This window comes from Klebsiella sp. 10, assembly GCF_018223925.1.
In the GTDB taxonomy this organism is placed as follows: Bacteria; Pseudomonadota; Gammaproteobacteria; order Enterobacterales; family Enterobacteriaceae; genus Klebsiella; species Klebsiella pneumoniae.
In genome coordinates, this window is sequence record NZ_JAGRRB010000019.1 from 137,106 (window position 1) to 162,559 (window position 25,454).

Sequence of the window (25,454 nt, forward strand, 5' to 3'; positions counted from 1 at the left end):
TTTAGATAAAAGAAACTGTAACTTATTTATTCACTAATGAGCATTTTCCATTGCTCTTTAATCTTTTCCACTGAAAATGGATTGGAGGTATTTTTAATATTTGAACAAAACTTGAAATATATATCATCTTCTTCTGCTAATAAGCATAGTTTTTCCACAAAAACGTCAATATCACCATCTTCTATAAGGAACCCATCTTCACCATGATTTATTATCTCTCTTGGACCTGTTGGACAATCGAATGCTACAACTGGTAATGACCACGACTTAGCTTCCAACAAAACCATAGGTAAACCCTCATACCGTGAGGTCATTGCATAAATACCAGCATTATTATATAGTTCATCGACATTTTTTACTTTACCAAGGAAAAATATTGATCCCTCTAAGTTTTCTTTCTTTACCTGATCTATTAATTGATGCTCACAACTTCCCGTTCCGGCAATATTAAGTATCCAGTCCGGATGTTTTTTATAAAATAAAGACCAAATACTAATTAACCTATCAATTCCTTTTTGATGTTCTAATCTTCCTATCGCCAGTACTATTTTAGGCTTTTCCGTTCTCACGATATTTTTCATATGAACTGGATTAGAAATCTTCAAGTTTTTAATAGCTAAAGAAGTTAATTTTTTTGAATCTCTTTCAGTCAGCACGATAACTTTTTTATAAAAACGTAAGGTGAATATTTTAAGTAATTTAACATACCATGGGAAAGAAGAATATGATACATGTTCACATGCAAATGTATTATTCAAACTTTTAAAACTAAAAAATGAAAGAAACGCATACAGTACAGAAAGTTTTCCCATACTTATGACAAAAACATAGTCTGGATTTATATTCTGAACATGTTTTATAATACTGTAAGTTGAAGCACCAATATCTTCAAGGCTGATAATTCTTTTGACATGTTCAAATTTATAAAACGTATCTCCTTTTCCTTTCAAAGAGAGTATTATTACTTCATTATCTGGGCCATAACAATCAGTCATGAAATTACACACATTTTCAGTTCCCGCGAAAGAAAATGCATTCTCTATAATAATTAGTATTCTCTGCTTCATCTATTTTTCCTTTTAAATAATATTCCATTTACCATATAATAAAGAAAATAATAAAAAACCTTTAAGTAATTATCATTGAAAATATATTTCAAACAATTCACATGCCATATAATGGCCTTTTTCTTATTAGATGAAAGTGAATTCTCGACTGAAATATATGATACTAGATTTTTATTTATAACTTTTGCATCCCCATACAATTTAAAAAGTTCAAATAAAAAAACAAAATCTTCATGTCCTATTTTTTTAAATTGATTTTCACACCTGATGTACAATAATGAAGAAAAACAGACTCTAAACTTTTTCTTCAAAAAATCTTTTTCAGTCAGATACTTTTTTCCCCATGATACAGAGAAAGTTCGTTGAGTAGATTGCTCAATGTAATCATAATCGGTAATAATAAACTTTTCACCTTTAGCTATTTCTTCGACTTGTAATAATAATTTATTCTCATTCCATAAATCATCACTATCAATAAAAGCTATAACAGGTTCAGTACTTAGAGTAATTCCTCGATTTCGACTACCAGCAGCCCCAATATTTTCTTCATTTTCTATAATTGTGATTTTATCATTAAGAAAATAATCTTCAAGAATAATAGAAGTATTATCCACCGAGCAATCATTAATTATGTATAAATGCCAATTTGTATACGTTTGATTAATTACTGATAGGATTGATTTTTTTATTGTATCCTCGCAATTATATGCAGGCATGATAATTGCTATTTTGATCTTCTCATTATTCATATTAATAGGTTATCTCAGTGTTTTTCTAACTACGATACATTATATTAATATTGCCACTTATCATGCCATTTTATTGTTGGCAAATTATTTTCAAATGTCAATGGCAACCAAACATATGTACTATTGTTTAAATTATCAGGGTCCCACCGATCTGCCATAAATATATATTTATCGACCTCTTGTGAGTTAACTTTTAATATATACGTTCCCTGGCTGAAAAAAGTTGTAGTTATATTATTTTTAGAAGAGTCTTTTACTGGTGAACCGGATGATTTCCAATTACCAAAAATGTTGTCTGAAAATGATAAGCGAGCCGAAGACGGTCCAAAACCATTTACGCCAGAGGTAATGAGAAAATATCGATTATCATGTTTTACTAAAGTTGGTGCCTCGTTCATCTCTCCTATCAGGATCCTGATATAACGACCATTAAAATTAGTATAATCATCATTGAGCTCTGCAATTTGTATCGACTTATTGCCATCAGAAGAATAAATTATATACGCTTTATCGTCATCATCGACAAATGCAGTCATATCTCTAAGCAAATTACCTGTTGCAATCCTCGATTCAAATTTCGAGTCAGCATCCATTATATTATTTTTTAAATTATTGGCAGCAACTGCGTACTGAGTACTTATTGGTAGAACACCAGCATTCGGCCATAACTGATTAACTAATTTAAAAGGGCCATTTATTGAGTTTGATATAGCAACACCCGCTTTAGCTGTTCTATATTTACCATTTAACTCTAAATGAAACCACATGATAAATTTTTTAGATTTTCTATTATATATTATCTTAGGTCGTTCAACAGAATACTTCCCTGGCAATCTTGAAAGATCCAAGATTACTCCCTCATTTTTCCAATTATATAAATCCTTAGATGAATATTCATTAACCTTACCTGTATTCTTACGACCAGTATCTCGATACTCTCCTATCCAATAATATAGATCATCGACTTTTATAACTTGACCACCATGCGCATTAATTTTATTTCCATCATCATCAAACCACATTTCCCCAGGGTTGAATGATGTATTATTGCCATAACAACTAATTGACCAAACAGCAAAAAGCAATACATATTTAAGCTTCATAATTTTCTCCATGCAAAATACATGGGTAATTAATTACTCATTAATATTCAAGGAACCACTTTAATAGGCACCATCGCGCTTCAAAACTACACCTACAGTTTTAAACAAAATCGCAATATCATTCCACATAGACCAATTTTTTACATACCATGCATCTAAATAAACGCGTGTATCATAATCGACATCACTTCTACCGCTTACCTGCCATAAACCCGTCATTCCTGGTTTGCTTAAGAGGTAGTAGGCTACCTCATCGTTATAGCGTGCTAACTCGTCAGTTATGATTGGTCTAGGTCCGACTAAGCTCATTTCCCCTCTAAGAACATTAAATAATTGAGGTAGTTCATCTAAGCTTGTACGCCGAAGAAATCTTCCAATAGGTGTGACACGAGGATCATTCTTTAATTTAAACGTAGTATCCCATTCAACCCTCGCCACTGGGTCGTTTTCTAAAAGCTTAGATAGTACTTCTTGTGAATTTATTACCATAGATCGGAATTTGAGACATTTAAACTTATGCCCGTTTTTCCCAACCCTTTCATGACCATAAATAGCTGGACCACCGTCTTTTTTGACTTTTGTTGTAATATAAATTAATAATGGTGATAGAATTAGTATAATAGTCAAGGAACCTGCAATATCAAAGCATCGCTTCATTAATCGTGATGACCATTTTGCTAGATTTTGCTGCACACGGAAAATCATTACCTCATGACTAAATATAAAAGATACATCCGTACTATCCAGCGGCATTCCCCTAAGCGTTGGGATGACCGACACGTATCTATATCCTTTGATCATTAAATCTCTAAGCCAATTATTCCTTATATCACTTTGGTTAGATTCTACCGCCAAAATAAATTGTGTCCTTTTATCTTTAGAAGATAACCATTTTTCATCGCCATAAACTACCGGAAGCCCTTCGATAGTTTTATTTTCATCTGATTTTGTATCACAAATAAACCCTACGATAACCAAGCCTAAATTATGCTCGCTTTTTATTGCTTTGTATGCCTCATACGCATTCTTGCCATTACCTACAATCCATGTATCCCGTTCCCAAAGCCCTAAAGCATTAAGAAGCCGTTTAACTATCATTCGCGCAACAGGCACAAGCAAAAATGTAATGAGCCATGATAATATCCATAAATATCTCGAGAACGCCCATGATGCGAATGCCAGAACAGCTATCTCAATTACGGCAAAGATAACCAAGGTACGTAAAATTTCCTTCAATTCATACCAAAATGTTTTTCTATAAAAATAATGACGTAGTCTAATTGAAAACCAAGAAACACAGCAAAAAGCCAATAAACAATGAAGTACAACCCATCCCCGGTATTGTTCGACAGGAGCTATTTTATCAAAATCATAGAATGCTAAGGATAAAATAAAAATAGCTATGAAAGGCGTTATCGCAAAAGTAATAATATCGGATAAAGCCAGAGCTGAACTAACTATTATATTCCTACCGAAAGGTGACATATTTTCCCTCTCAACTGAACTTCTGTTCTTTAATGTTTTAGTATGGTTTATACTGATTATTTTCTTGATTTGCTAACTTATACTCCTACATTTTTAATAAAATTGTAGTTTGCATCAAGAAAAGTGCGATAAATATCGTCTGCTATTAAAGTCGGCCGAGGAAACTCGGCCAAACCTTATTTATTTTTCATCTTTATAAGAATAACCATAATGGGCATAGCCATAACCATAGTAACTACTTGCTTTTTTTACAACTCCATTTAAGATACATCCTTTTATTGCAACACCACTTTGCTCAAATCGTTTTACGCTAACTTCTAACTCTTTAGTTGTATTTTGTTCAAACCTGGCAACAAGTAAAGTAGTTCCGACATAATTACCTATAATAGCTGCATCGGTAACCGCTAGAATAGGCGGAGTATCAATTATCACCATATCATATGCCTGACTGACCCATTTAATAAGTTCACCAAAACGTCGATGCATCAAAAGTTCAGCTGGATTTGGTGATGCCATACCTCTCGAAATGAAATCAAATCCTTCAGAAACAAGATGCTTAATTGTGTCTTCTAATTTTATTTTCCCCGAAAGATACTCAGACAATCCATTTTCATTTGACTCGTTAAATATTTTATGCGTATAGCCTTTTCTTAGATCGGCATCAATAAATAGTATTTTTTTACCCGTCTGTGCTATTACGCCCCCTAAGTTTGAACTTACAAAAGTTTTTCCTGCGTTTGGACTTGCACCAGAGATCATTAATATATTATTGCGAGCTTCCATCATTGCAAAATGTAGACTCGTTCGAAGTCCTCTTATTGCCTCTATAGCCAGATCTGTTGGGTGACTAGTCGCCAGATAAGTATAATTAGCGTCCTCTTCCTTTTTAAACCTGATTTTACTTGGTTGCTTCGCCCGATTTGATAATACCTCAGCTACAGGTATACTTGCATATACTGTTATTCCTAAATCCTCAAGCTGTTCGGGAGACTCTATTCCTCTACGTAAGAAAGTTCTTAAGAATACAACACCTAGCGATATTGCAAAGCCTGAAATTAGGCCAATCGCTATAATGATTAATTTTTTAGGTTTTACTGGTTTTGGCTGTGTTACAGCATTGTCAATTATTCTGACATTACCTATTGCGCTCGACTTTGCGATATTCAACTCTTGCTGACGATTTAACAATTGCATATAAACAGCTCTGCCTGATTCTACATCACGACTCAACCTCAAAACCTCTTGCTGAGTTTCAGGCATTGTTGATACTCGTTTATTCAGCTTTGCTCTTTCATCTTGTAAAATTTTCCTCTTTTCCATCAAGGCTTTATAGGTAGGATGTTCTTGTGTATATAATTGCGATATTTCAGACTCTTTAAACGTCAACTCATTAAGTTGATTATCAACATTTACTATTTGATCTAAAACCGATTTAGCTTCCAAAGAAAGGTCTACTGAATCTTTTTGCCTTCTGTATGCATTTAATTTATCTTCAGATTCATTTAATTCTGTTCTGACTTTTGGTAATTGTTGATTTAAAAAATCCAAGCTCTTTGCATCTTGAGCTGCTTGGCGTGCAATATTTTGTTCTAAGTAATTGTCACTTATACTATCAATTACTCTTTTAATTAAATCTGGATCACTACCAAGAAGAGATATCGTTAACATCCCGGTATCTTTACCTTGATCTGCGATGAGTAATGAATCCCGTAAATAGTTTATAGCATTTATGCGAGATGTATAAGTTAACAGAAATCTTGTCCCGGGTTCAGCATTGATACTATCGACTTGAATCCTTATCCCATTCTTATCAATGAGCCGACCAATTTCCCCATCAAAATCTATATTTTCACCAGAAATACTATATTGATGATCATTTTTAACTGTCAAAGTAATAAAATTATCATCATACATATTTGGTGAAATAAAAAGTTTATGTACCTGAATAGTATTTTTTGTTTTATTAAAAAGACGCGCTAATCCTTGACCAATGACGGGGAAAAATAATTCTTCGACCTTGACTTGTAAATTTAAATCATCTACGGTCTTACCCAATATCATTCGTGATTGCAGTAGTGTAATTTCAGGTGCTGATTGAGGCTGACTATCAGGAAAGACTTGGCTCAGACTGCTAAGTATCGCGTTACCTTGCTTTTGTTCAACCTGTATCAATGCATCCGCCTGATATATTGGGGTAGCAAGTAAGGCATATATAAGCGCGATAAGCGTAAATAGTGAGGTTACCGCGATTATTAATTTTCTATGGTCGAATATTTCACCGATAACACGCCCCAGATCTAGTTCATCTGAATCATTAATAGGTTTGTTACTTTTTATTGATGACATGCATTATCTTCCCTGCTTAAGGGTTACTAAGTTTAGAAGCCCAGCAATTACCAGCTTCTTCAATTAATTTGTAAACTGAGGCAAATGCCTCGTCGCTTTTACGATAAGGATCTGGTATTTCACGTTGATTCAACCAGTGTCCAAAAAGCATAGTTTTTCCACGAACCTCTGGTGCTATACGCCCAATTTGTTCAATATGAGATTTTTCCATCACCAATATCAAATCGTATTGCCGTCCGATGGAAGCAGTAAATTGCCTTCCTTTATGCCCTTCTAAAGAAATCCCATGTTTTACAGCTATTTTTATCGCACTTTCATCAGCGGCATGATCAATCAAAGCACCTGTCCCTGCAGAGTCTATCCTTTTATTAGGCAAGACTTTACGTAGAAAACGTTCGCCTATTGGTGAGCGACAGATATTTCCCGTGCACACAACTAGAATTGAATCAAACATTAGTTAGGCCATCTCTTAATGTAACGGACAGTTTCAGTCATATCATGTACCCCAGTAATAGTTGGCACAAGCTGTGAAATCACACGGTTCCAACGAACCAGTGGTGCAGTAGTTACATAAACAATATCATATGGTTGCAATTGGAATTCTGTGCCCAGTACCATTGCCGAAGCATCTTGTGCATTAAGTTGATAGATATTTGCAATCTTACCTTGCTTATCACCCCTAAGCTGGCGAATAACGAATACCCCCGTGGCATCACTCATCGCCTGAGACAAACCTTCTGCATTGCCCAGCGCTTCCGCCAGGGTCATGCCGCTGCGGTCCATCTTCATGGTGCTCTGTTTGCCCACTTCCCCCATAACAAACACTTTCAGATCGTCATTACGTGGCACAAATAAAATATCCCCTGGGTACAGCAGATGGTTCTGGGTTAAGTCACCTTTCTGCATTAAGGCATACAGTGAGATTTTACTATCCTTGCCATTATGGGTAAGCACCACGTTTCGCCAGTCTGCGTCTGGTGCCAATCCACCTGCCGCATTGATTGCATCCATGACTGTTAAGGGAATATTGGTAATTGGCTGCTGACCAGATTTTGCAACTTCACCAGTCACATATACTTTTTGAGATCTGAAGGCCGCAACGCTTACATCAACCTGCGGGCTTTCAATATAAGTGGTTAAACGGCTGGCTATATCCTGGCGTACCTGGCTAAGCGTTTTTCCCGCTACCTGCACCTTACCGATATAAGGATAGAAGATGGTCCCATCGGAGTTAACCCAGTTACCGGTGTCGCTGGCGCTACGGTATTGACCTGCAGGCGTTGTGAGTTCCGGATGGTCCCATACGGTAACCATCAGCACGTCACCCACCCCAATACGGTATTCATAACTACGAAGTAAATTATCCAGTTGCGGATTGGGACGAGCAAGAACGGTCTCTGGACGGAGCTGATCGATCAGGCCTGGTGTCATTGGATACACGTTCACTAATTTATCCAGATCGTAGTCGCTGTCTGGAAGCTCAACCACGTTCTTGCGCAGACTGTTTAATCCCTGACCAGGGATGATTGTACAACCCGATAAAAACCCAATCGCCAACGCTAATGCCGAAAATCTAACAATTTTTTTCTTCATAATGTCACATCATCAGTAAATCAAAATTTGCCAATTCCTGAGCAGCTGTCATCGCCGTTGCTTACCTGCCGGCTTGTGGAGAGATAAAAACTGACTGCCTCCTGCAGCACTACCACCCTCTCTCCTCTATTTTCAGCATTCAGCCTTATAAACTAAACGGTATCTCTATCCCTGCGCTGGCACCAACGTCATCGCTGTCGCTGTTGTTAGCGTTGGTGTACCACAATGAAGTATTCAGACGAACAGACTGATACACATCTCCGCTCCAGCCCAGCTGTACACCTTTCAGAGTATCCGCATGAGGGAACGCTTTGTTGATCGACTGATTCTCCGGGTTAACTTTGGCGTAAACCAGGCGCGTACTCCAGCGCTGGTTATCCTCCGTAATAAGCTCAACCTTCCCGGCAATGAGTTGACCATCCCCACCCATCGCATCTCCCAGTGGATACCCTTGTTGGTAATAACCATCTTTATAGATGTGGTGGGTATAGCTGTAATTGGTTCGGCTCATGTTGGTACGCGTGTCATGCGCTTCCACATACCAGTTAACCGCATCTTTGCCCCACCCATGGTGCCCTTCAACACCGCCAAGGAACATATTTGCTGAAGGAAGAAAACCAGACTCATCCTCGCCGATCATCTGCCCGTAGAAGCTCACCGGCCAGCCAAGAGTCGGCTCGAGTTTGAACTTAAAGTCAAAACCGGCCAGTTGGTTCCCTGGTTCATTGGGATCGTTTGCGGCGGTATTATCCTTGCCTGTTAAACCATCCCAGAAGTTACTGAGTGATTCAGGCCGCCCTTCCCCACCCCACTGCATAATGCGTGATGCGCCTAATTCTAAAGACTGGAATGGTGAAAAGGTAAAACGACCGCCGATAATTTTCGTGTGTGGCACAGCGGTATATTGATTCATCTGGCTGGCGGAGATCTGGTACTGCCATGGCCCCACCCAGCGTAACCACCAGGTTTCCGGCGCCGCCTGCTCGGCTCGCTGCATCAGGAAACCGGTCATCGGCCGCATCGCATCCCCGCGGATCAGGCTACCTTCATAGCCCGGTCCCCACCACTGTGGTACCTGACCAAAAGAGAGCCACTGGTTCCAGAACTTCACCGCGCCGTATGCGCCGTTGGCGTTGAAGCGCGATCCGTTGCTGATCCGCTCCCCTCCTTCGACGTTACCCTGCAGGTGGATATCCCACCACTCGCCGCTGTTGTTGAACGCCAGGCCTAACGAGTTATCTGCCGGCTGTGTCTGACCAAACCCCTGCGGAGTGCCCGGCTGATCGGTTGAAGTGTAGCCGGTAACCCGGAAATCCGCTTTTAAGGCAGACAGTCGCTGGTTAATACGAGCCAGCACCACTTGCTCAGAAGAATAGGACGGTTTGGCCTTTTTTAGCGCCCGGGAGATCTCTTCCTGGCTCAGCGGCCAAGTCGACAGGCTCAGATGGATGACCCCACGATCGGAAAGCCAGGCCAGGTCGTTACGCAAGTCGTTGTCATTTACTACTAACCCGGCCGCGTAAGCCTGGGCTCCCAGGGAGGAAAGCAAACCCAACGTCACGGCAATGCGCGCAATTTTTATCATTGTACAAGATCCATTTTCAGCCCCGCTGTCGTATCTCAATGAGAATGAGGGGAATACCAAGATAGAAAGCGCTCGCGGCACCAGCTGACTTCGCTGTGCAACACCGGCGAGGCAAGTACATTTACCCTAAGCTGCTTGTTAGCCTTATAACATCCACTCAGCTCACAATGTAGGCGAATTTTACCCTACAGGCTATCGATGAGACAGGAAAGTTAATCTCCAGGCGATATCAGCAGCCGCTCCTGGCCAACTTCTGAGGATATCCGTAGAAAATTGATAGATATCTATTGAGGGTGATCATCCTGACCGGAACGATTTTACAGCCGTTGAAGAGAACCTCTGTGCAGCAGCAAGCGGCTTCAGCGACGCTACCGCCCCTGGCTTAACAGCTACCAGCGCACTGACTACCTGAACGACTTAATTTTTTATCGACCTGTGGATGAATAATTGGTCAGGCCATTATTTTTGGCGGCGTTAAGTTTACGGGATTTCGGTCACAATTGGGAGTGTTGTTACCGAATATCTGCCAATTAATGCCGCCTGTCGTTCTACTGACAAAAAATAAGCGGGTCACCAATTAAGATTATTCACTGATTTCCAGGGTTAGAAATCTTCCCGGTACTGCTACAACATCACACATGCAGCTAACTGACTGTAAAAAAACGTCTTTTTCCATAGCTCATCATCATGCAAAAATCAGATGATGGCGTTATAGTCAACTACAATTTCTAATAGTTTCCTGTGTCTGGATATTCATTGAATGTGCATCAGGTAACGTCTCAGCGCATTTAAGAAACGTCTGATCAAAGCTATATCCAGGCAAATATTCAATAACAATGTAGTAGCACTTCATTATTTCATAAATATGAATTATCAATTACCGGATATATAGTAGATTATTTTCTTATTTGTCTAATTAACCAGCGAAAACTTAATTTCCCCTGTAAAACAAATGGCGATTACCAGGCCTGCTTGTGCAGATCGGTACGCGTAAAGGGTTTATCCAGCGGCCCCACCGCGGTGGCGATTTGTCCCAGCAGGGACTGAGTCGGCGCTTTGCTGCCGCTATGTAAAAGGATAAGTGGAACCATCACCAGGCATGCGACACCGCCCCATGAGATATTCACGCTTTCCGGATCAGAGGTACGTTTTTGCAACACCAGGAACAAAGCGCTGCCAGCAGCGCCCAGCAGCAGGCCGGCAATCACTTCCGAGACGGAATGCGCATGGATGACCAGCCGCGAATAGCCCACCACGGCGGCCAGAACATAGCCGGTAATAACGGCCGCTTTACGCAGACCGACGGAGAAACGGGCGCTGAGCAGCCACAGGAAGATAGGCCAGAAGGCCGCGGAGAGCGCGGAGTGGCCGCTGAAGCCGGTGTAATCCAGTTCACGAATACCCAGACCCCAGCCCATAAAGGCCAGTTTGGAGGCGCAGACGATAGCGCCGGTGATGCCGAACAGCAAACTCCATTGCCACGCCAGCAACCGCGACGTTTTACGCAGCATCAGGACAATAAACAGCGCCGCTGCGCTGGGCAGCAAAACGGTGCTATCGCCAAAAAATGAGATGAGTTGCCAGTTCATATACCTGTGATCCTTCGATGATGTCCACTGCCGTGCTCAGGGATTATCCGTAATGTCTGTACCAGCTCGCATGCCAATTCATTTCACATTTTTATGCATGCAAGTGAGATGTTTAAAGCGGAAACATGATCGCAGTCAAGTTTTATTTTTGGCTGTCGTTGACCGCTTTCCCTTCGCTTTAGGAATTGTCGCACTAAGTGACTATTCATAAAGCATTATTGCTGCTACTCCGACCATTGCACCACAGAGGCCAGAGACAAACTACCAGAAGTCTCCGAAGCCATACGTTTCTTTACAATCGTTATAACATTCACGTTATGAATAATTTCTGCATAACGTTATGAGCGGCAGGACGAATGTTCACGCCCTGCCCCCCGGCACTACGCTGGCGCTCAGGCCAGCAGTTTTTTAATGCTTTCGCGGAATTTGGTGCCTTCTTTCAGGTTACGCATCCCGTAGGTGACGAAGGCTTGCATGTAGCCCATTTTCTTCCCGCAGTCGTAGCTTTCGCCGGTCATCAGCATCGCGTCGACGGACTGCTTCTTCGCCAGTTCGGCAATGGCGTCGGTCAGCTGGATACGGCCCCATGCGCCCGGCTCGGTACGTTCCAGTTCGGCCCAGATATCCGCCGACAGCACGTAGCGCCCCACCGCCATCAGATCGGAGTCCAGAGTCTGCGGTTCGTCCGGTTTTTCAATAAACTCAACGATACGCGCCACCTGGCCTTCAGCCACCATCGGCTCTTTGGTCTGGATGACGGAGTATTCGGAGAGATCGCCCGGCATGCGTTTCGCCAGCACCTGGCTGCGGCCGGTCTCGTTAAAGCGGGCGATCATAGCGGCGAGGTTATAGCGCAGCGGGTCAGCGGTGCCGCCGTCAAGGATGATATCCGGCAGGACCACCACAAACGGGTTGTCGCCGACTACCGGGCGGGCGCAGAGGATGGAGTGGCCCAGGCCCAGCGGCTGCGCCTGACGCACGTTCATGATGGTCACGCCCGGCGGGCAAATGGCCTGCACTTCCGCCAGCAGCTGGCGCTTCACGCGCTGTTCCAGCAGGGCTTCCAGCTCGTAGGAGGTATCGAAGTGGTTTTCCACCGCGTTCTTCGAGGAGTGCGTCACCAGAACAATCTCTTTGATCCCGGCGGCGACGATTTCGTCAACGATGTACTGAATCATTGGCTTATCAACGATCGGCAGCATCTCCTTTGGAATTGCCTTTGTGGCCGGCAGCATATGCATGCCTAGTCCTGCGACCGGAATAACCGCTTTCAAATTCGCCATATTCATCTTCACCTGTTTGGTTGCAAAACACGCGGTTTTGCAAAATTGTACATGTCACAAATCCATTGGAACTGATAATACACGGATACTGCCCGGGCATCTGCCCGCCAAATTCTTAAATTCACTGTCACGTAAAAGAATACACACAACTCCCTTTTACCAACAGTCAGAAGTGAGAATAATCTTATTTTCGTTCAGGTTATTCAGCGGCTCGTTCCTTTGCGCCGCGCGATGTGGCTGAGAGGCCCGTCTATCGGGGTCTGTTGGCCGCCGGCCCCGCCGCGCCGCGCGTATGCCCGGAAAGAATAGATATAGATAATAAATTTCGCCAGGCAATATATTTCAGCATAAACAGTCGGATATGACGACATATTAGCCTGAATCCGCGGCGGTGAACTGCGATCCGCCCTATTCTGCACTCACTTCATAATATGAATTATGCTGGTTTTGTGAGCGGGCTTCGCGCTTCGCTTCTGCTCTGCGCATCCGCGCTCGCCGTGACGAACCGCGGGAGGAAGCCCTTTTGCCGCCCTCGCTGAAACGCAGCGGAAAAAGTTCTGATATCGGCAAGCTTATTCCATGGTCGCCGCCACGGTGTTATTTTTTCACTGTTCTTTTCCGGAACATAATTCTTATCGGTTCGCTTAATCCGCTGGAAATATATCCATCCACGGCAGGGCGATATCCGCGTCGTTATTGCATTTTAGACTCATCTTATCCATGATCGTGGTAACACATACCGCAGTCGTACAGGTTTTAATACATATGGAATGGATTGCCGATCCGTCAATCTGGGCAGGTCTCGTCACGCTGGTGGTTATCGAACTGGTGTTGGGTATCGATAACCTGGTCTTTATCGCTATCCTCGCCGAGAAACTCCCTCCCGCCCAGCGCGACCGCGCGCGGATTACTGGCCTGATGCTGGCGATGGTCATGCGTCTTCTGCTGCTGGCCTCTATCTCCTGGCTGGTCACCCTGACCAAACCGCTGATTGTTTTTCACGACTTCAGCTTTAGCGCCCGCGATTTGATTATGCTGTTTGGCGGCCTGTTTCTGCTGTTTAAAGCGACCGTCGAGCTTAATGAGCGGCTGGAGGGGAAAGACAGCGATAACCCCACCCAGCGCAAAGGGGCGAAATTCTGGGCCGTCGTGGCGCAGATCGTGGTGCTCGACGCCATCTTCTCGCTTGACTCGGTGATCACCGCCGTCGGCATGGTCGATCACCTGGCGGTGATGATGGCCGCCGTGGTTATCGCCATCAGCCTGATGCTGATGGCCAGCAAGGCGCTGACGCGCTTCGTTAACAGCCACCCGACCATCGTGATCCTCTGTCTGAGCTTCCTGCTGATGATCGGCTTCAGTCTGATTGCTGAAGGCTTCAGCTTTATTATTCCGAAAGGCTATCTATATGCGGCCATTGGCTTCTCGGTCATGATTGAAGCCCTTAACCAGCTGGCGCAGTTTAACCGCCGTCGCTTCCTCTCCGCCAATATGACGCTGCGTCAGCGCACTACCGAAGCGGTGATGAATCTGCTGAGCGGGCAGAAAGAAAAAGCTGAACTGGATGCTGACACGGCGTCGCTGGTCGCCGATCAGGATCAACATCCTCTGTTTAATCCGCAGGAACGACTGATGATTGAGCGGGTGCTGAACCTTAATCAGCGCAGCGTCAGCAGTATTATGACGTCGCGCCATGATATCGAGCGCATCAACCTCAGCGCGCCGGAGGAAGAGATCCGCAGCCTGGTGGAGAAAAATCAGCATACCCGGCTGGTGGTCACCGGCGGGAAGGATAATGAAGATCTGCTGGGTGTGGTGCATGTTATTGACCTGCTCCAGCAGTCCCTGCGTCAGGAGCCGCTGGATCTGCAGGCGCTGGTCCGTCAACCGCTGGTCTTCCCGGAGGGTCTGCCGCTCCTCTCGGCGCTCGAGCAGTTCCGCCAGGCCCGCACCCATTTTGCCTTTGTGGTCGATGAGTTTGGTTCCGTCGAGGGGATTGTGACCCTCAGCGACGTGATGGAGACCATCGCCGGCAATCTGCCCAATGAGGTGGAGGAGATCGATGCCCGGCACGATATTCAGCATCATCAGGACGGCTCATGGACGGTTAACGGCCATATGCCGCTGGAGGATCTGGTGCAGTACGTTCCGCTGCCGCTGGATGATAAACGGGAGTACCACACCGTCGCCGGTCTGCTGATGGAGTATCTGCAGCATGTGCCGCAGGTGGGGGAAACCATTGAGATTGACGGCTATACCCTGCGCACGCTGCAGGTCGACAGCCATCGGGTGCAGAAGGTGCAGATCGTCCCGCCGGTAAAGCAGGATGAGCTGGATTATGAGGTGTAATCGTCAGGCATAAAACGGCCCGGGGTACCCCGGGCCGTAAAATTGATAGCCAGGTATCCTGTTTAATGCCTGATGGCGCTGCGCTTATCAGGCCTACGGAATGGCGAACTAATCGGGGTATGGCACCCTCCATATAATCCAGGCCGGGTCAGGCGTAGCTGCCACAATGCCTGATGGCGCTTCGCTTATCAGGCCTACGGGATGGCGAACTAATCGGGGGATGACACCCACCGTATAATCCAGACCGGGTCAGGCGTAGCTGCCACACTGCCTGATGGCGCTTCGCTTATCAGGCCTACGGGATGGCGAACTAATCGGGGGATGACACCCACCGTATAATCCAGGCCGGGTCAGACGCAGCCGCCACACTGCCTGATGGCGCTTCGCTTATCAGGCCTACGGGATGGCGAACTAATGGGGGTATGACGCCCACCGTATAATCCAGACCGGGCCAGGCGTAGCCGCCACACTGCCTGATGGCGCTTCGCTTATCAGGCCTACGGGATGGCGAACTAATCGGGGTATGACACCCACCGTATAATCCAGACCGGGTCAGGCGCAGCCGCCACCCGGCATCATTGTGACATTACGCTTTGACGATAAACACAGCCCGGAAACTTCCGGGCCGCGGTGGTAGGAATTACAGCTTATCGAGCAGCTTTTTGGCATCGTTGCCGTCTTTGCTGCCTTTATTACGCTCAACCCAGTCGTTGAGGCGCTGCTTCGCTTCATCCTGCAGCTGTTTGCGCAGGATCTGATCGACCTGCAGACTGTAGCTCAGCGACTGCCACTCGCCGTAGATGCGCAGCGGGATAGCGGTCTGTTTCAGACGGTCGATAAGCTTGCCCTCCCCTTTCCAGCCGCCGAGCACACGCACGTTGAAGCGCATATCGCAGTTCTCTTTCTGCAGATCGAGCTGTCCTTCGCCGGTCATCGCCATCACGTCGGACTGCCCCTGCAGGCGGTTCAGCGTCACCAGCCCGTTATCCAGCGTCAGCCGGCTGCTCACGGAATCCAGGCGGGTGGCATTGTCGTAATTTTCCTGCGCCCGCACGTTGGTGCTGCGCTCCACGGCCTGCTGCACCAGCTGCTGGAAGTTCAGCCCTTCGGTGCGGGTATCGGCCATCTGGAGCTGAGCCTGTCCCTGCCAGTGGCGACGGAAATCATCGGCGTCAATGCGCGTTCCGGAAAATTCGCCGCTCAGCGACAGCTTGCCGGTCAGGTTTAAGGAATAGTTAAAGGCTTTGATCAGCGAACCGATCTCCACATTCTGCAGCGCCGGCTGGAACGTCGCCAGCGGCGTGTCGCCGCGGGCATCCAGGGTGCCAGGGAGAGAGAGCTGCCCGCCGTCAAGATTGCCCTGCATTTTGCTGACCGTCAGCAGCCCCTGCTGGTTGCTGATTTCGCTCTGCACCTGGGTGAAGTTCAGACCGCGCCACTGCAGCTGGTCGGCGCTCAGGGCCATTCGGCCGTTGAAGCCGCGCAGGCTCTGGTAATCTTCGCGCTCATCGCTGTCGGCGATCACCGGGCGCAGCGGTCGCGTCTGACTCTGGCCCTGCTGACTGGCGCTACTGTCCGTCGCCGGCGACCTTTGCGCCAGCAGACTATCGAGATCGAGAGTGGTGGCGTGCAAATCCAGCGACCAGTCCGGGCGATCCCCCAGCACCACGCTGCCGCTGCCGGTAACGGTGCTGCGGTTAGCCATCAGATTCAGGTTGTCAAAACGCAGGGTCTTGTCATCTTCCTGCCAGCTGGCCTGCAGACTCCCCTGACCATTAATGCCGTCCGGTGGGAGCTCGGCGCCGCGCAGCTGCCAGCTAAGCTGGGTAAAGTCGGCTTTTAAGGAGTGCGGATAATCGCCGCCCTGCACGGTGGCGGAGAAGTTCAGCGCCAGGTCGCGCTGGTCGCGGTTCACCCGGCCGGAGAAATCCACGGTGGCCCGGTGATTCTCATCCTGCTCCATCTGCAGACGGATATCGCGCACGGTCACCTGCTCGCCGTTCTCATGCTGGAAGAAGAGCACGCTGTCGGCCACCTGCAGCTGACGGACATCGTAGGACCATCCTCGATCCTCCGGGGCCAGCGGCAGGGTGTTATCATGCGGCACCACCGGCGCTGAGCTGTCGCGAACCGCCTCGGTTTTCGGGGTCAGCTGGATCACCGCGCCCTTGAGCATCACCTGCTTCACCTGCAGCTGATGCGAGAGCAGCGGCAGCAGCGCCACGTCGAGGCGCATATTGTCGGCGCGGATCACCGGCTCTTCGGCGCCTCTGGCGGTCAGCGTCATCCGTCCGCTGAGAATGCTGAGCTGCGGCCAGACGTGCCAGCGCAGCGGGCCATCAAGGTCAAGCTGATAACCGCTGCGCTCTGCCACCTCATGCACCATATAGGCGCGAAAATCGTTGGGATTGACCAGCAATACCAACGAGGTAAGCCCGGCGACAATGACCGCCAGCAGGATCATCAGCGTTGTCAGTATTCGTCTCATGGCACCCTCAGCAACACCCCGTTGACGTTATCAATCCTTGTCGATTCGGCTCGCCACCGCGCCCTGCTGGTCGCGATATTTGGCGTCTTCACGGCGGTTATACGGCCGGGCCGCCGGGCCCGATAACGGTTCAAAGCTCAGCGCGCCGATGGGCATCCCCGGGCGCAGCGCCAACGGCAGCTTACCGGAGTTGTAAAACTCAAGCACGATGCAGCCGGACCAGCCTGGATCGATACGGTGCGCGGTAACGTGCACCATCAGCCCCAGGCGCGCCAGCGAGGAGCGTCCGTCCAGCCAGCCTACCAGGTCGGCAGGCAGGGTGACAGACTCGTAGGTCACCGCCAGCGCCAGTTCGCCCGGATGCAGGAAAAAGGCTTCCCCTTCCGGCAGGACGATCTCTTCGCTCATCACGCGGTCCAGCGCGGCGCTGACCTCAGCCTTCGGGCCGCTTAAATCGATAAACGGCGCCGTGTGGCCACGGAAGGTGCGGAATTTATTACCCAGCCGTACATCAACCGTCGCGCCATTAATACGCTCAACGGGCGGACGCGGATTGATGGCGAGTCGCCCTTCATCCAACCAGGCTTCGATATCTCGGTCACACAGACGCATGGGCTTTCTCCTTATAAGGCTGCTTCCCGCACGCTTCGCGGCGGAGAGGGCAACAGGGCTACTCTTTGCACGTTACACAATTCGGCCAGGTTATTCAAAGAACTGACTGATTTTGGCCTTCAGAATATCAATAGCGATGCGGTTTTTGCCGCCGCGCGGCACGATAATGTCGGCATACTGCTTCGACGGTTCAATAAACTGCAGGAACATCGGGCGCACGGTTTTCTGATACTGGGCCATCACCGAGTCCATGGAGCGGCCGCGCTCGTTAACGTCGCGCTTAATACGGCGCATCAGGCAAATATCGAGAGGGGTGTCGACGAAAATAGAGAAGTTGAGCTCGTTACGCAGGCGCGCATCGGTCAGCAGCAGGATCCCTTCAAGGATAATCACCTTCTTCGGCTCGACGTGAATGGTGTTCGGCGTGCGGGTATGCTCGACGTAGCTATAGACCGGCAGTTCAATCGGCTGGCCGCTTTTCAGCATCTGCAAATGCTGGAACAACAGACTGTGGTCCATTGAGCTCGGGTGGTCATAGTTGGTTTTGACGCGCTCTTCCATCGACAGATGGCTTTGATCTTTGTAATAGCTGTCTTCCGGAATGACGCCAATATGTTCGTCGCCAACTTGTTCACGCAATTCGCGATAGAGAGTACTGGCGATAAGACTTTTGCCAGAAGCCGATGCGCCGGCGATGCCTACAATGACGCACTGATGGGACATATCAGTCATAAATTTTTGCGACCTGATTAACCTGGATAGAGATGGAGGGTGGCGGCGGACCGCCAAACGCGGCAATTATAGGGATTTCAGCGTCCCGATACCAGTGGTATGCGCCCCGGGCGGCTATTCCGCCGCCGGCGCCCAGTCATCGGTATACCAGATATGCAACAGCGCGTAGGATCGCATCGGCTGCCAGCGGCGGGCATAGCGGGCGATGGCGGCCGGGGTCATTCCCGGAAAGCGCTGTTTAATCAGGTAATCATTCGGCAAAAAGACATCTTTCGCCTGCCAGCCGCGCAGGGCAAAGTAGTTTGCCGTCCAGCGGCCAATCCCGGGCAGGGTCTGCAGTTGACGCAGCCCGGCGTCAATATCCGCCGGCGCCGTCAGGGGCAGCTCGCCGCTGAGCGCCGCCCGGGCGAGGTGGATCAGCGCCTCCGCGCGTCGCAGCGGCATCCCCAGCGCCTTCAGCGCCTGCGGATCGGCCCGGGACAGGGCCTTTGGCGTCGGGAACAAGACATATCCAGGCGCCTCCGCCAGCGGTTCGCCCCAGCCAGCCGCCACTTTGGCGGTGAGCCGGGCGGCCATCGCCACGCTCACCAGCTGGCCCAGCACCGCGCGCACCGCCTGCTCGAAGGCATCCAGCGCCCCCGGCAGGCGCAGCCCCGGCCGCGCCTGGGCCAGAGAGCCCAACGCCCTGGCGACCTGCCGCGGGTCGCAGGCTAAATCAAACAGCTGGCCAATTCGCGCATAGCAGATCTCCGCCACCGGTTGCAGCCCCGGGGAGAGGGTCACCCGCAGGCCCTGCGCCTCTTCGTCCGGCGCCAGATGAATCAGCCCGCGGTGGCCTTCCACGCCAAAGCTGCGGCTGTAGCCTCCTTCATCAAAGCGCTCGACGCCGGCGACGGCACGCGCCTGCAGAAAACCAACCATCCACGCCCAGTCGTAAGGCGGGGTCCAGGGTAACAGCACCATAAGCTCTCCTTTATATAGCGTTTCAATGATAGTCGCCCTTGACCGTCAGCGCCTTGCTTTTAAATTCCAGTTGTCGGCTTGGCGACGATCCGCTAAAGTCGCCCCCCTTCTTCACCGGCATGGGGATTTTGCAGACGATGTTTATTGGTTTTGACTACGGCACCGCCAACTGTTCGGTGGCCGTGATGCGGGAAAACACCCCTCAGCTGTTGACACTGGAAAACGGCAGCGCGCTGCTGCCCTCGATGCTCTGCGCGCCGACGCGCGAAGCGGTCAGCGAGTGGCTCTATCGCCATCATGATGTCCCCACCCACAGCGACGAAAACCAGGCGCTGCTGCGTCGGGCCATCGCCGCCAACCGCGACGAAGACATCGAGGTGCTGCGCAACAGCGTGCAGTTCGGTCTCGCCTCCCTGCAGCAGTATGTTGAAGATCCAGAAGAGGTCTACTTCGTTAAATCGCCCAAATCCTTCCTCGGCGCCAGCGGGCTGAAGCCGCAGCAGGTGGCCCTGTTTGAAGACCTGGTCTGCGCCATGATGCTGCACATCAAACTGCAGGCCGAAAGCCAGCTGCCCGAGCAGATCGACCAGGCGGTGATTGGCCGACCGATTAACTTCCAGGGCCTCGGCGGCGATGAGGCGAACGCCCAGGCGCAGGGTATCCTTGAGCGGGCCGCCCACCGCGCCGGTTTCCGCGATGTGGTCTTTCAGTTTGAACCGGTGGCCGCCGGGCTCGATTTCGAAGCGACCCTCAGTGAAGAAAAGCGGGTGCTGGTCGTCGATATCGGCGGCGGAACCACCGACTGCTCCCTGCTGCTGATGGGCCCGCAGTGGCGGGAGTGCGCCGACCGACAGCAGAGCCTGCTCGGCCACAGCGGCTGCCGCATCGGCGGTAACGACCTCGACATTGCCCTGGCCTTCAAATGCCTGATGCCCCTCCTCGGCATGGGCGGCGAAACGGAGAAAGGCACCGCGCTGCCGATCCTTCCGTGGTGGAACGCGGTGGCCATCAACGACGTGCCGGCGCAGAGCGATTTCTACAGCACCGCCAACGGCCGTCTGCTTAACGATCTGCTGCGCAGCGCCCGGGATGCCGACAAGGTGGCTCTGCTGCTGAAGGTCTGGCGCCAGCGTCTCAGCTATCGTCTGGTGCGCAGCGCCGAAGAGAGCAAAATCGCCCTCTCCAGCGCCGCCAGCGTCGAAACCGCGCTGCCGTTTATTCAGGACGAGCTGGCCACCGCCATCGCCCAGCAGGGTCTGGAAGCCGCGCTGGATCAACCGTTGACCCGCATTATGGAACAGGTGCAGCTCGCGCTCGACAGCAGCCAGACCACCCCGGACGTGATCTATCTTACCGGCGGCAGCGCCCGCTCGCCGCTGATCAAAAAGGCGCTGACCGCCCAGTTGCCGGGGATTCCGCTGGCCGGTGGCGATGATTTTGGCTCGGTGACCGCCGGGCTGGCCCGCTGGGCGCAGGTAGTTTTCCGCTAGCCCTCGCCCGGCGCTGCCGCGCAGCAGGTCTGTCCTGATCCTGGCGCTGCAGATTACGCTGGAATATTCCTGGTCTCCCACGCAAAATGGCCTGTTCGTCCGGACAGGCCTGTCCACTCTCCCCGCTTCCAGGGGCGTATTATCCATACCGTAGCCAGACGTCTGCGGTCAGTAATCTTTGCATGCCGCAAGGGGGCGTGATTGAAAAGGGTGTCTGCGATCTTCGCGGCGGTCCGGCGTTGCCGGCCGCGGCTCCTGGCAGGCTGGCTGCTCAGCTGTGGATTACTCTTGCTGCTGGTCGCCCCGCAGGCGCAGGCGGCGACGCGCCAGGTGGGGATTGATATTCCGGTTCAGTGGTACGCCGACGACAGCGGCCAGATGACCCTCGATCGTTTTGCCGCCCTGCCCGCAGACCAGCTCGCCACCACCCGGCAGATCCCCTCCTTTGGTTATTCGCGAAAAACCTGGTGGCTGCGCAGCGAACTGCCGGGAACGTGGTTTGCCGGGGAGCCGCGCTGGCTGCAGCTGGGCCCCTCTTTTGTCGACCATCTGACTATTTACTACCGGCCTCTGGGCAGCGATGCCCCCTGGGCACAGCGCACCTTTGGCGACCGCGGCGGCGCCCGCGAGAGCGACCTGCACTACCGCGAAAGCGTGCTGATCCTCCCCCCGCCGCTGACCGCCGCCGGCTATGAGGTGGTCTTTCGCCTGCAGAGCACCAGCACTCTGATCCTGCTGGCCTCGCTCTCTTCGCCGCAGGAATTTGTACAGCGGGCGACCGCCGACACCGCGTTCTGGAGCTTCTATTTCGGCCTGGCCGCCGTCGCCAGCGGCGTGGCGCTGTGGCTGGCGCTGGCCCTGCGCCGGCGTCTGCTGTGGGGCATCTGTCTTTTCTCGCTCAATTATCCGCTGGTGGCCGCCCTGCACGGCTTCCCGGAGTGGTTTTTCGGCCACGCGGCGCTGCCGTTCCAGGACTTCATGATCAGCAGCCTCTCCCTGTTCAGCTATGCTACCGCCCTCTGGCTGCACAGCGAGATTTTTGATTTGAAGAAGAATATGCCGCGGCTTCATCAGCTACTGATCGCCGCGGTGGTGCTCAACCTGGTGCTGCAGGTCAGTATTCCGCTCGGGTTTTACGGCTTCGCGATGCAGATTGAAGGGGTAGTATTCATCATTATCACCCCGGTGCTGCTGTTCACCTCCTGGTGGCTGTGGCGCAAAAAAGCTATCGACCGTACCACCCTGCTGCTGGGTCTGCTGCCGCCGTTCTATGTCGTCGCCGCGGTGCTGGTGCAGTTGTCGATCCATGGGATTATCCCGTTCCATATGGCGATCTATTCCCTCTGGCAGTACGCGCTGATCGTCCACATCATTACGGTGCTGATCATTGCCATCCTGCGGGTGCGTGCTGAAAACCGCCAGCTGGAGCAGAAGCAGCGCCTGGCGCGCGAACTGCAGATTGAGCGTGAAGCCAGCTTCCACCAGCGGCAGTTTATGGGCATGGTGGCGCACGAATTCCGCACCCCGCTGGCGGTGATCCAGGCGGCGCTGGAGAATCTTCGCCTCTCGGCGGCCTCGACCAGCCAGGAGGCGCGCTTCGATCGCATCGGCCGCGCCGCCACCCGCCTGGTGCAGCTCACCGATAACTGCCTTGCCGACGCCCGGCTCGCCTCCCACGATCTGCACGTCGAGCGCCAGCAGACCGCCCTGCTGACGGTAATCAACATGGCCGCCTCGGTAGTGGCTATCTCCCATGATCACTACCTGAACATCCGCCAGCACGGCGCGGTGGAAAGCCCGCAGCTGCAGGCCGATGCCGGCCTGCTGTGCATCGCTATCGCTAATCTGCTGGATAACGCCGTCAAGTATTCGCCCCCCGGTGAAATCGCCATCGATATTCATTCCGATGCCGGGCAAACGGAGCTACGCATTCGCGACCACGGCCCGGGACTCCCCGCCGGACAGGCGGAACTGATCTTTGAGCGCTACCGCCGCGGCGAGCACACATCGCCGGTGCCAGGCGGCACCGGTCTCGGACTGTATGTTGCGCGTCAGATAGTGCAGGCTCATGATGGCAAACTGTGGCTGGCCGAGCATGGCCCGGACGGCTGCACCTTTATTCTCACCCTCCCCACGGTTGCTTAAGAGGAGAACGACGTATGGCTTTACGGCTGGCGATAATTGAAGATAACGCCGATCTGCTGGATGAACTGCTGGCCTGGCTGGGCTATCGCGGCTTCGAGGTGTGGGGGACGCGCAGCGCCGAAGCCTTCTGGCGGCAACTGCACAGCCATCCGGTGGATATCGTGCTGGTTGATATCGGCCTGCCCGGCGAGGATGGCTTCAGCGTACTGAACTATCTGCATGAGCTGGGGCACTACGGTCTGGTGGTGGTCAGCGCCCGCGGTCAGCAACAGGATAAACTGCAGGCGCTGAGCCTTGGGGCCGATGCCTATCTGATCAAACCGGTAAACTTCGCCCATCTTGCCGAGACCCTCACCGCCCTCGGCGCGCGCCTGCGCCAGGACCGTCCGGCGGCTCCGCCTGCGGAGGCGATCGGCACGCCGCCGGCCGTCTCCCCCGGCAGCTGGCGTCTGCAAGAGGATAAACTGATTTCACCCGACGCCCGGACGCTGGAATTAACCCAGCAGGAATATCGCCTGGTGGAGCTCCTGATGCGCAATCGCAACGAAGTGTGCAGCAAACTTGATCTCCATGCCTGCCTGTTTTCCCATGAAAGCGAGCCTGACCTGCACCGGATCGACGTGGTGGTTAGCCGCCTGCGTCACAAGGCACGCCAGCAGGGGATCCACCTGCCCGTTCGCGCAATCTTTGGTAAGGGACTGGCCTTTATTTCCTGAACGACGGGGCGCGTCGGCGGCCGCGCGGGATATAAAAAACTCGTAAGTGTTAATTTTTCTCATTTTCTGAGAGAAATGAGAGGAATGAGACTGACGATGACCTTAAGAACTTTCTTATAGTACTAGCACATCAGGATGATGGCGTAAGATTTTCACGGGACAGAAAAGCATATAACAAAACGTATTAGCCGTTCACGGCAAATTCTGACACCATGCAACACAATCAGGGTAAAAACGATGGCCATGCAAACGTGGTTAGTTTTATTGCTATGCATTTTTTTCTTCAGCATCTCTGTATACAGTTTTATTTCCTATCTGAAAGACAGGAGGCGGCAGAAATTGACTTTTAACGATAAGCGTTCGATGCGTCGTAAATAATTCACTTTAAAATAATAAAAAATTATTGTAGGTACTTTTATATCTTCAACACACCGCATACGCCCGGAGGATTTGTCACAGCATGGCGTTATGTTTTGCGTAAGGAAATAACGCCATGAGAAACATTAATGTCACCATCAACACCCGCAACGCCTTTGTCCGTGAATCGCTGGTGGCCATGGTCAATGACCTCACCCGGGGCGATCTGCGGGCGCGTTTTTCCTGGCGTAACACCGATCTGTCAGCTGAAGATATCATTATCTGCGAAGTGATCCCCGGGGAAATATACCTATGTAATACCCTGATTAAGAACAGAAAAAGAGGAAGCTCGCTGATTATTCTCCATAGCTATGACCAGCTGCCGGAAGATGAGTTCATGATTAATTGCCTGAAAGGGGTCATTTTTGTTTCGCTAAAAACGGCCAGTATTCCGCAATTGCTGACGATCATTAAAAGCGAGCTCCAGCATTGTATGACCCCCACGGCTACCGACGCCGCAGGCCGGGAACTCAGCTGCGCCAGCTGTCCGCATCGCGTGTTATCACGATCGCAGACCGCCGTAGCGCACGGTATTCTCGAAGGGCTGGATATGAGTAAAATCGCCGCGCTGCAGCGTGTGAGTCCCCGCACCGCCGCCTATCATAAGAATAAGATCATGGAAAAATACAGCCTGAATAATAATCATGAATTTTTCCAGTTTATGAATCTTTTACGTGAGCGCTGGTAGGCAAACAGCAGCACAAAAAAATAAGATATTGACCTGGCTATATTGTCGTAAATC

Annotated in this window: 20 protein-coding genes and 1 pseudogene; 7 read left to right on the top strand and 14 right to left on the bottom strand. The window is 50.2% G+C overall.

Annotation, left to right across the window (positions count from 1 at the left end; genetic code table 11):
- Nucleotides 1-26: 26 nt before the first annotated feature.
- The 8 genes from KHQ26_RS22250 to KHQ26_RS22285 form a co-directional block, all read right to left on the bottom strand.
- Nucleotides 27-1,067 carry a glycosyltransferase family 4 protein gene (locus KHQ26_RS22250; protein ID WP_032410429.1) on the bottom strand — a complete coding sequence of 347 codons (1,041 nt, stop codon included), beginning with the start codon at nt 1,065-1,067 and terminating at the stop codon, nt 27-29.
- Nucleotides 1,064-1,816, bottom strand: coding sequence for a glycosyltransferase family 2 protein (locus tag KHQ26_RS22255; RefSeq protein ID WP_032410431.1), 753 nt, complete (start codon nt 1,814-1,816; stop codon nt 1,064-1,066). The genes KHQ26_RS22250 and KHQ26_RS22255 overlap by 4 nt, the downstream gene beginning before the upstream one ends.
- A 44-nt stretch (nt 1,817-1,860) precedes the next feature.
- Nucleotides 1,861-2,919 carry a glycoside hydrolase family 43 protein gene (locus KHQ26_RS22260; RefSeq protein ID WP_158414397.1) on the bottom strand — a complete coding sequence of 353 codons (1,059 nt, stop codon included), beginning with the start codon at nt 2,917-2,919 and terminating at the stop codon, nt 1,861-1,863.
- A gap of 60 nt (nt 2,920-2,979) precedes the next feature.
- Nucleotides 2,980-4,404 carry an undecaprenyl-phosphate galactose phosphotransferase WbaP gene (gene wbaP / locus KHQ26_RS22265; RefSeq protein WP_032410433.1) on the bottom strand — a complete coding sequence of 475 codons (1,425 nt, stop codon included), beginning with the start codon at nt 4,402-4,404 and terminating at the stop codon, nt 2,980-2,982.
- Between the two features lie 180 nt (nt 4,405-4,584).
- Entirely contained in the window at nt 4,585-6,750 is a 2,166-nt protein-coding gene (locus KHQ26_RS22270) for a polysaccharide biosynthesis tyrosine autokinase (protein ID WP_211777951.1), read from the bottom strand.
- Between the two features lie 16 nt (nt 6,751-6,766).
- Nucleotides 6,767-7,204 carry a protein-tyrosine-phosphatase gene (locus tag KHQ26_RS22275; protein ID WP_049256763.1) on the bottom strand — a complete coding sequence of 146 codons (438 nt, stop codon included), beginning with the start codon at nt 7,202-7,204 and terminating at the stop codon, nt 6,767-6,769.
- Nucleotides 7,204-8,343 carry a polysaccharide export protein gene (locus KHQ26_RS22280; protein WP_032410437.1) on the bottom strand — a complete coding sequence of 380 codons (1,140 nt, stop codon included), beginning with the start codon at nt 8,341-8,343 and terminating at the stop codon, nt 7,204-7,206. Before KHQ26_RS22280 ends, KHQ26_RS22275 begins: the two co-directional genes overlap by 1 nt.
- A gap of 145 nt (nt 8,344-8,488) precedes the next feature.
- Complete coding sequence (locus KHQ26_RS22285) at nt 8,489-9,928, bottom strand: capsule assembly Wzi family protein (protein WP_032410439.1); 1,440 nt, start codon at nt 9,926-9,928, stop codon at nt 8,489-8,491.
- 286 nt (nt 9,929-10,214) lie between these two features.
- On the opposite strand from KHQ26_RS22285, the gene KHQ26_RS22290 reads away from it, so the two are divergent.
- Nucleotides 10,215-10,340 carry a hypothetical protein gene (locus KHQ26_RS22290; RefSeq protein WP_369758881.1) on the top strand — a complete coding sequence of 42 codons (126 nt, stop codon included), beginning with the start codon at nt 10,215-10,217 and terminating at the stop codon, nt 10,338-10,340.
- A 547-nt stretch (nt 10,341-10,887) separates the two neighbouring features.
- On the opposite strand, the gene KHQ26_RS22295 is transcribed toward KHQ26_RS22290, so the two are convergent.
- Both KHQ26_RS22295 and galF read right to left on the bottom strand, forming a co-directional pair.
- Nucleotides 10,888-11,517, bottom strand: coding sequence for a phosphatase PAP2 family protein (locus tag KHQ26_RS22295; protein ID WP_020324300.1), 630 nt, complete (start codon nt 11,515-11,517; stop codon nt 10,888-10,890).
- A 360-nt stretch (nt 11,518-11,877) separates the two neighbouring features.
- A pseudogene (gene galF / locus KHQ26_RS22300) lies at nt 11,878-12,806 on the bottom strand (GalU regulator GalF).
- Between the two features lie 759 nt (nt 12,807-13,565).
- Between galF and KHQ26_RS22305 the strand changes: the two are divergent.
- Nucleotides 13,566-15,149 (top strand): TerC family protein, encoded by a 1,584-nt coding sequence (locus KHQ26_RS22305; protein WP_004151147.1) that lies wholly within the window; start codon nt 13,566-13,568, stop codon nt 15,147-15,149.
- A gap of 640 nt (nt 15,150-15,789) precedes the next feature.
- Here KHQ26_RS22305 and asmA read toward each other — a convergent pair.
- The 4 genes from asmA to alkA form a co-directional block, all read right to left on the bottom strand.
- Nucleotides 15,790-17,637 (bottom strand): outer membrane assembly protein AsmA, encoded by a 1,848-nt coding sequence (asmA, locus tag KHQ26_RS22310; protein ID WP_004180531.1) that lies wholly within the window; start codon nt 17,635-17,637, stop codon nt 15,790-15,792.
- A gap of 30 nt (nt 17,638-17,667) precedes the next feature.
- Nucleotides 17,668-18,249, bottom strand: coding sequence for a dCTP deaminase (dcd, locus tag KHQ26_RS22315; protein ID WP_004151145.1), 582 nt, complete (start codon nt 18,247-18,249; stop codon nt 17,668-17,670).
- A 90-nt stretch (nt 18,250-18,339) separates the two neighbouring features.
- Nucleotides 18,340-18,981, bottom strand: a complete 642-nt coding sequence (gene udk, locus KHQ26_RS22320) for a uridine kinase (protein WP_002912442.1) — start codon at nt 18,979-18,981, stop codon at nt 18,340-18,342.
- Between the two features lie 114 nt (nt 18,982-19,095).
- Nucleotides 19,096-19,944 carry a DNA-3-methyladenine glycosylase 2 gene (alkA, locus tag KHQ26_RS22325; protein ID WP_032435943.1) on the bottom strand — a complete coding sequence of 283 codons (849 nt, stop codon included), beginning with the start codon at nt 19,942-19,944 and terminating at the stop codon, nt 19,096-19,098.
- A 137-nt stretch (nt 19,945-20,081) separates the two neighbouring features.
- Here alkA and yegD point away from each other — a divergent pair, with 137 nt between their 5' ends.
- The 5 genes from yegD (at nt 20,082) to KHQ26_RS22350 (ending at nt 25,400) form a co-directional block, all read left to right on the top strand.
- Nucleotides 20,082-21,434, top strand: coding sequence for a molecular chaperone (gene yegD, locus KHQ26_RS22330; RefSeq protein ID WP_211777952.1), 1,353 nt, complete (start codon nt 20,082-20,084; stop codon nt 21,432-21,434).
- Between the two features lie 288 nt (nt 21,435-21,722).
- The gene (locus KHQ26_RS22335; RefSeq protein ID WP_020804252.1) at nt 21,723-23,579 is read left to right on the top strand and encodes a sensor histidine kinase; all 1,857 of its coding nucleotides are present in this window, start codon (nt 21,723-21,725) and stop codon (nt 23,577-23,579) included.
- Nucleotides 23,580-23,593: 14 nt separating this feature from the next.
- Entirely contained in the window at nt 23,594-24,295 is a 702-nt protein-coding gene (locus KHQ26_RS22340) for a response regulator transcription factor (RefSeq protein ID WP_004151141.1), read from the top strand.
- Between the two features lie 237 nt (nt 24,296-24,532).
- Nucleotides 24,533-24,673: a small membrane protein gene (locus KHQ26_RS22345; protein WP_004180546.1), complete on the top strand. Its 141-nt coding sequence runs from the start codon at nt 24,533-24,535 to the stop codon at nt 24,671-24,673.
- A gap of 115 nt (nt 24,674-24,788) precedes the next feature.
- Complete coding sequence (locus KHQ26_RS22350) at nt 24,789-25,400, top strand: helix-turn-helix transcriptional regulator (RefSeq protein ID WP_004151140.1); 612 nt, start codon at nt 24,789-24,791, stop codon at nt 25,398-25,400.
- Nucleotides 25,401-25,454: the final 54 nt, after the last annotated feature.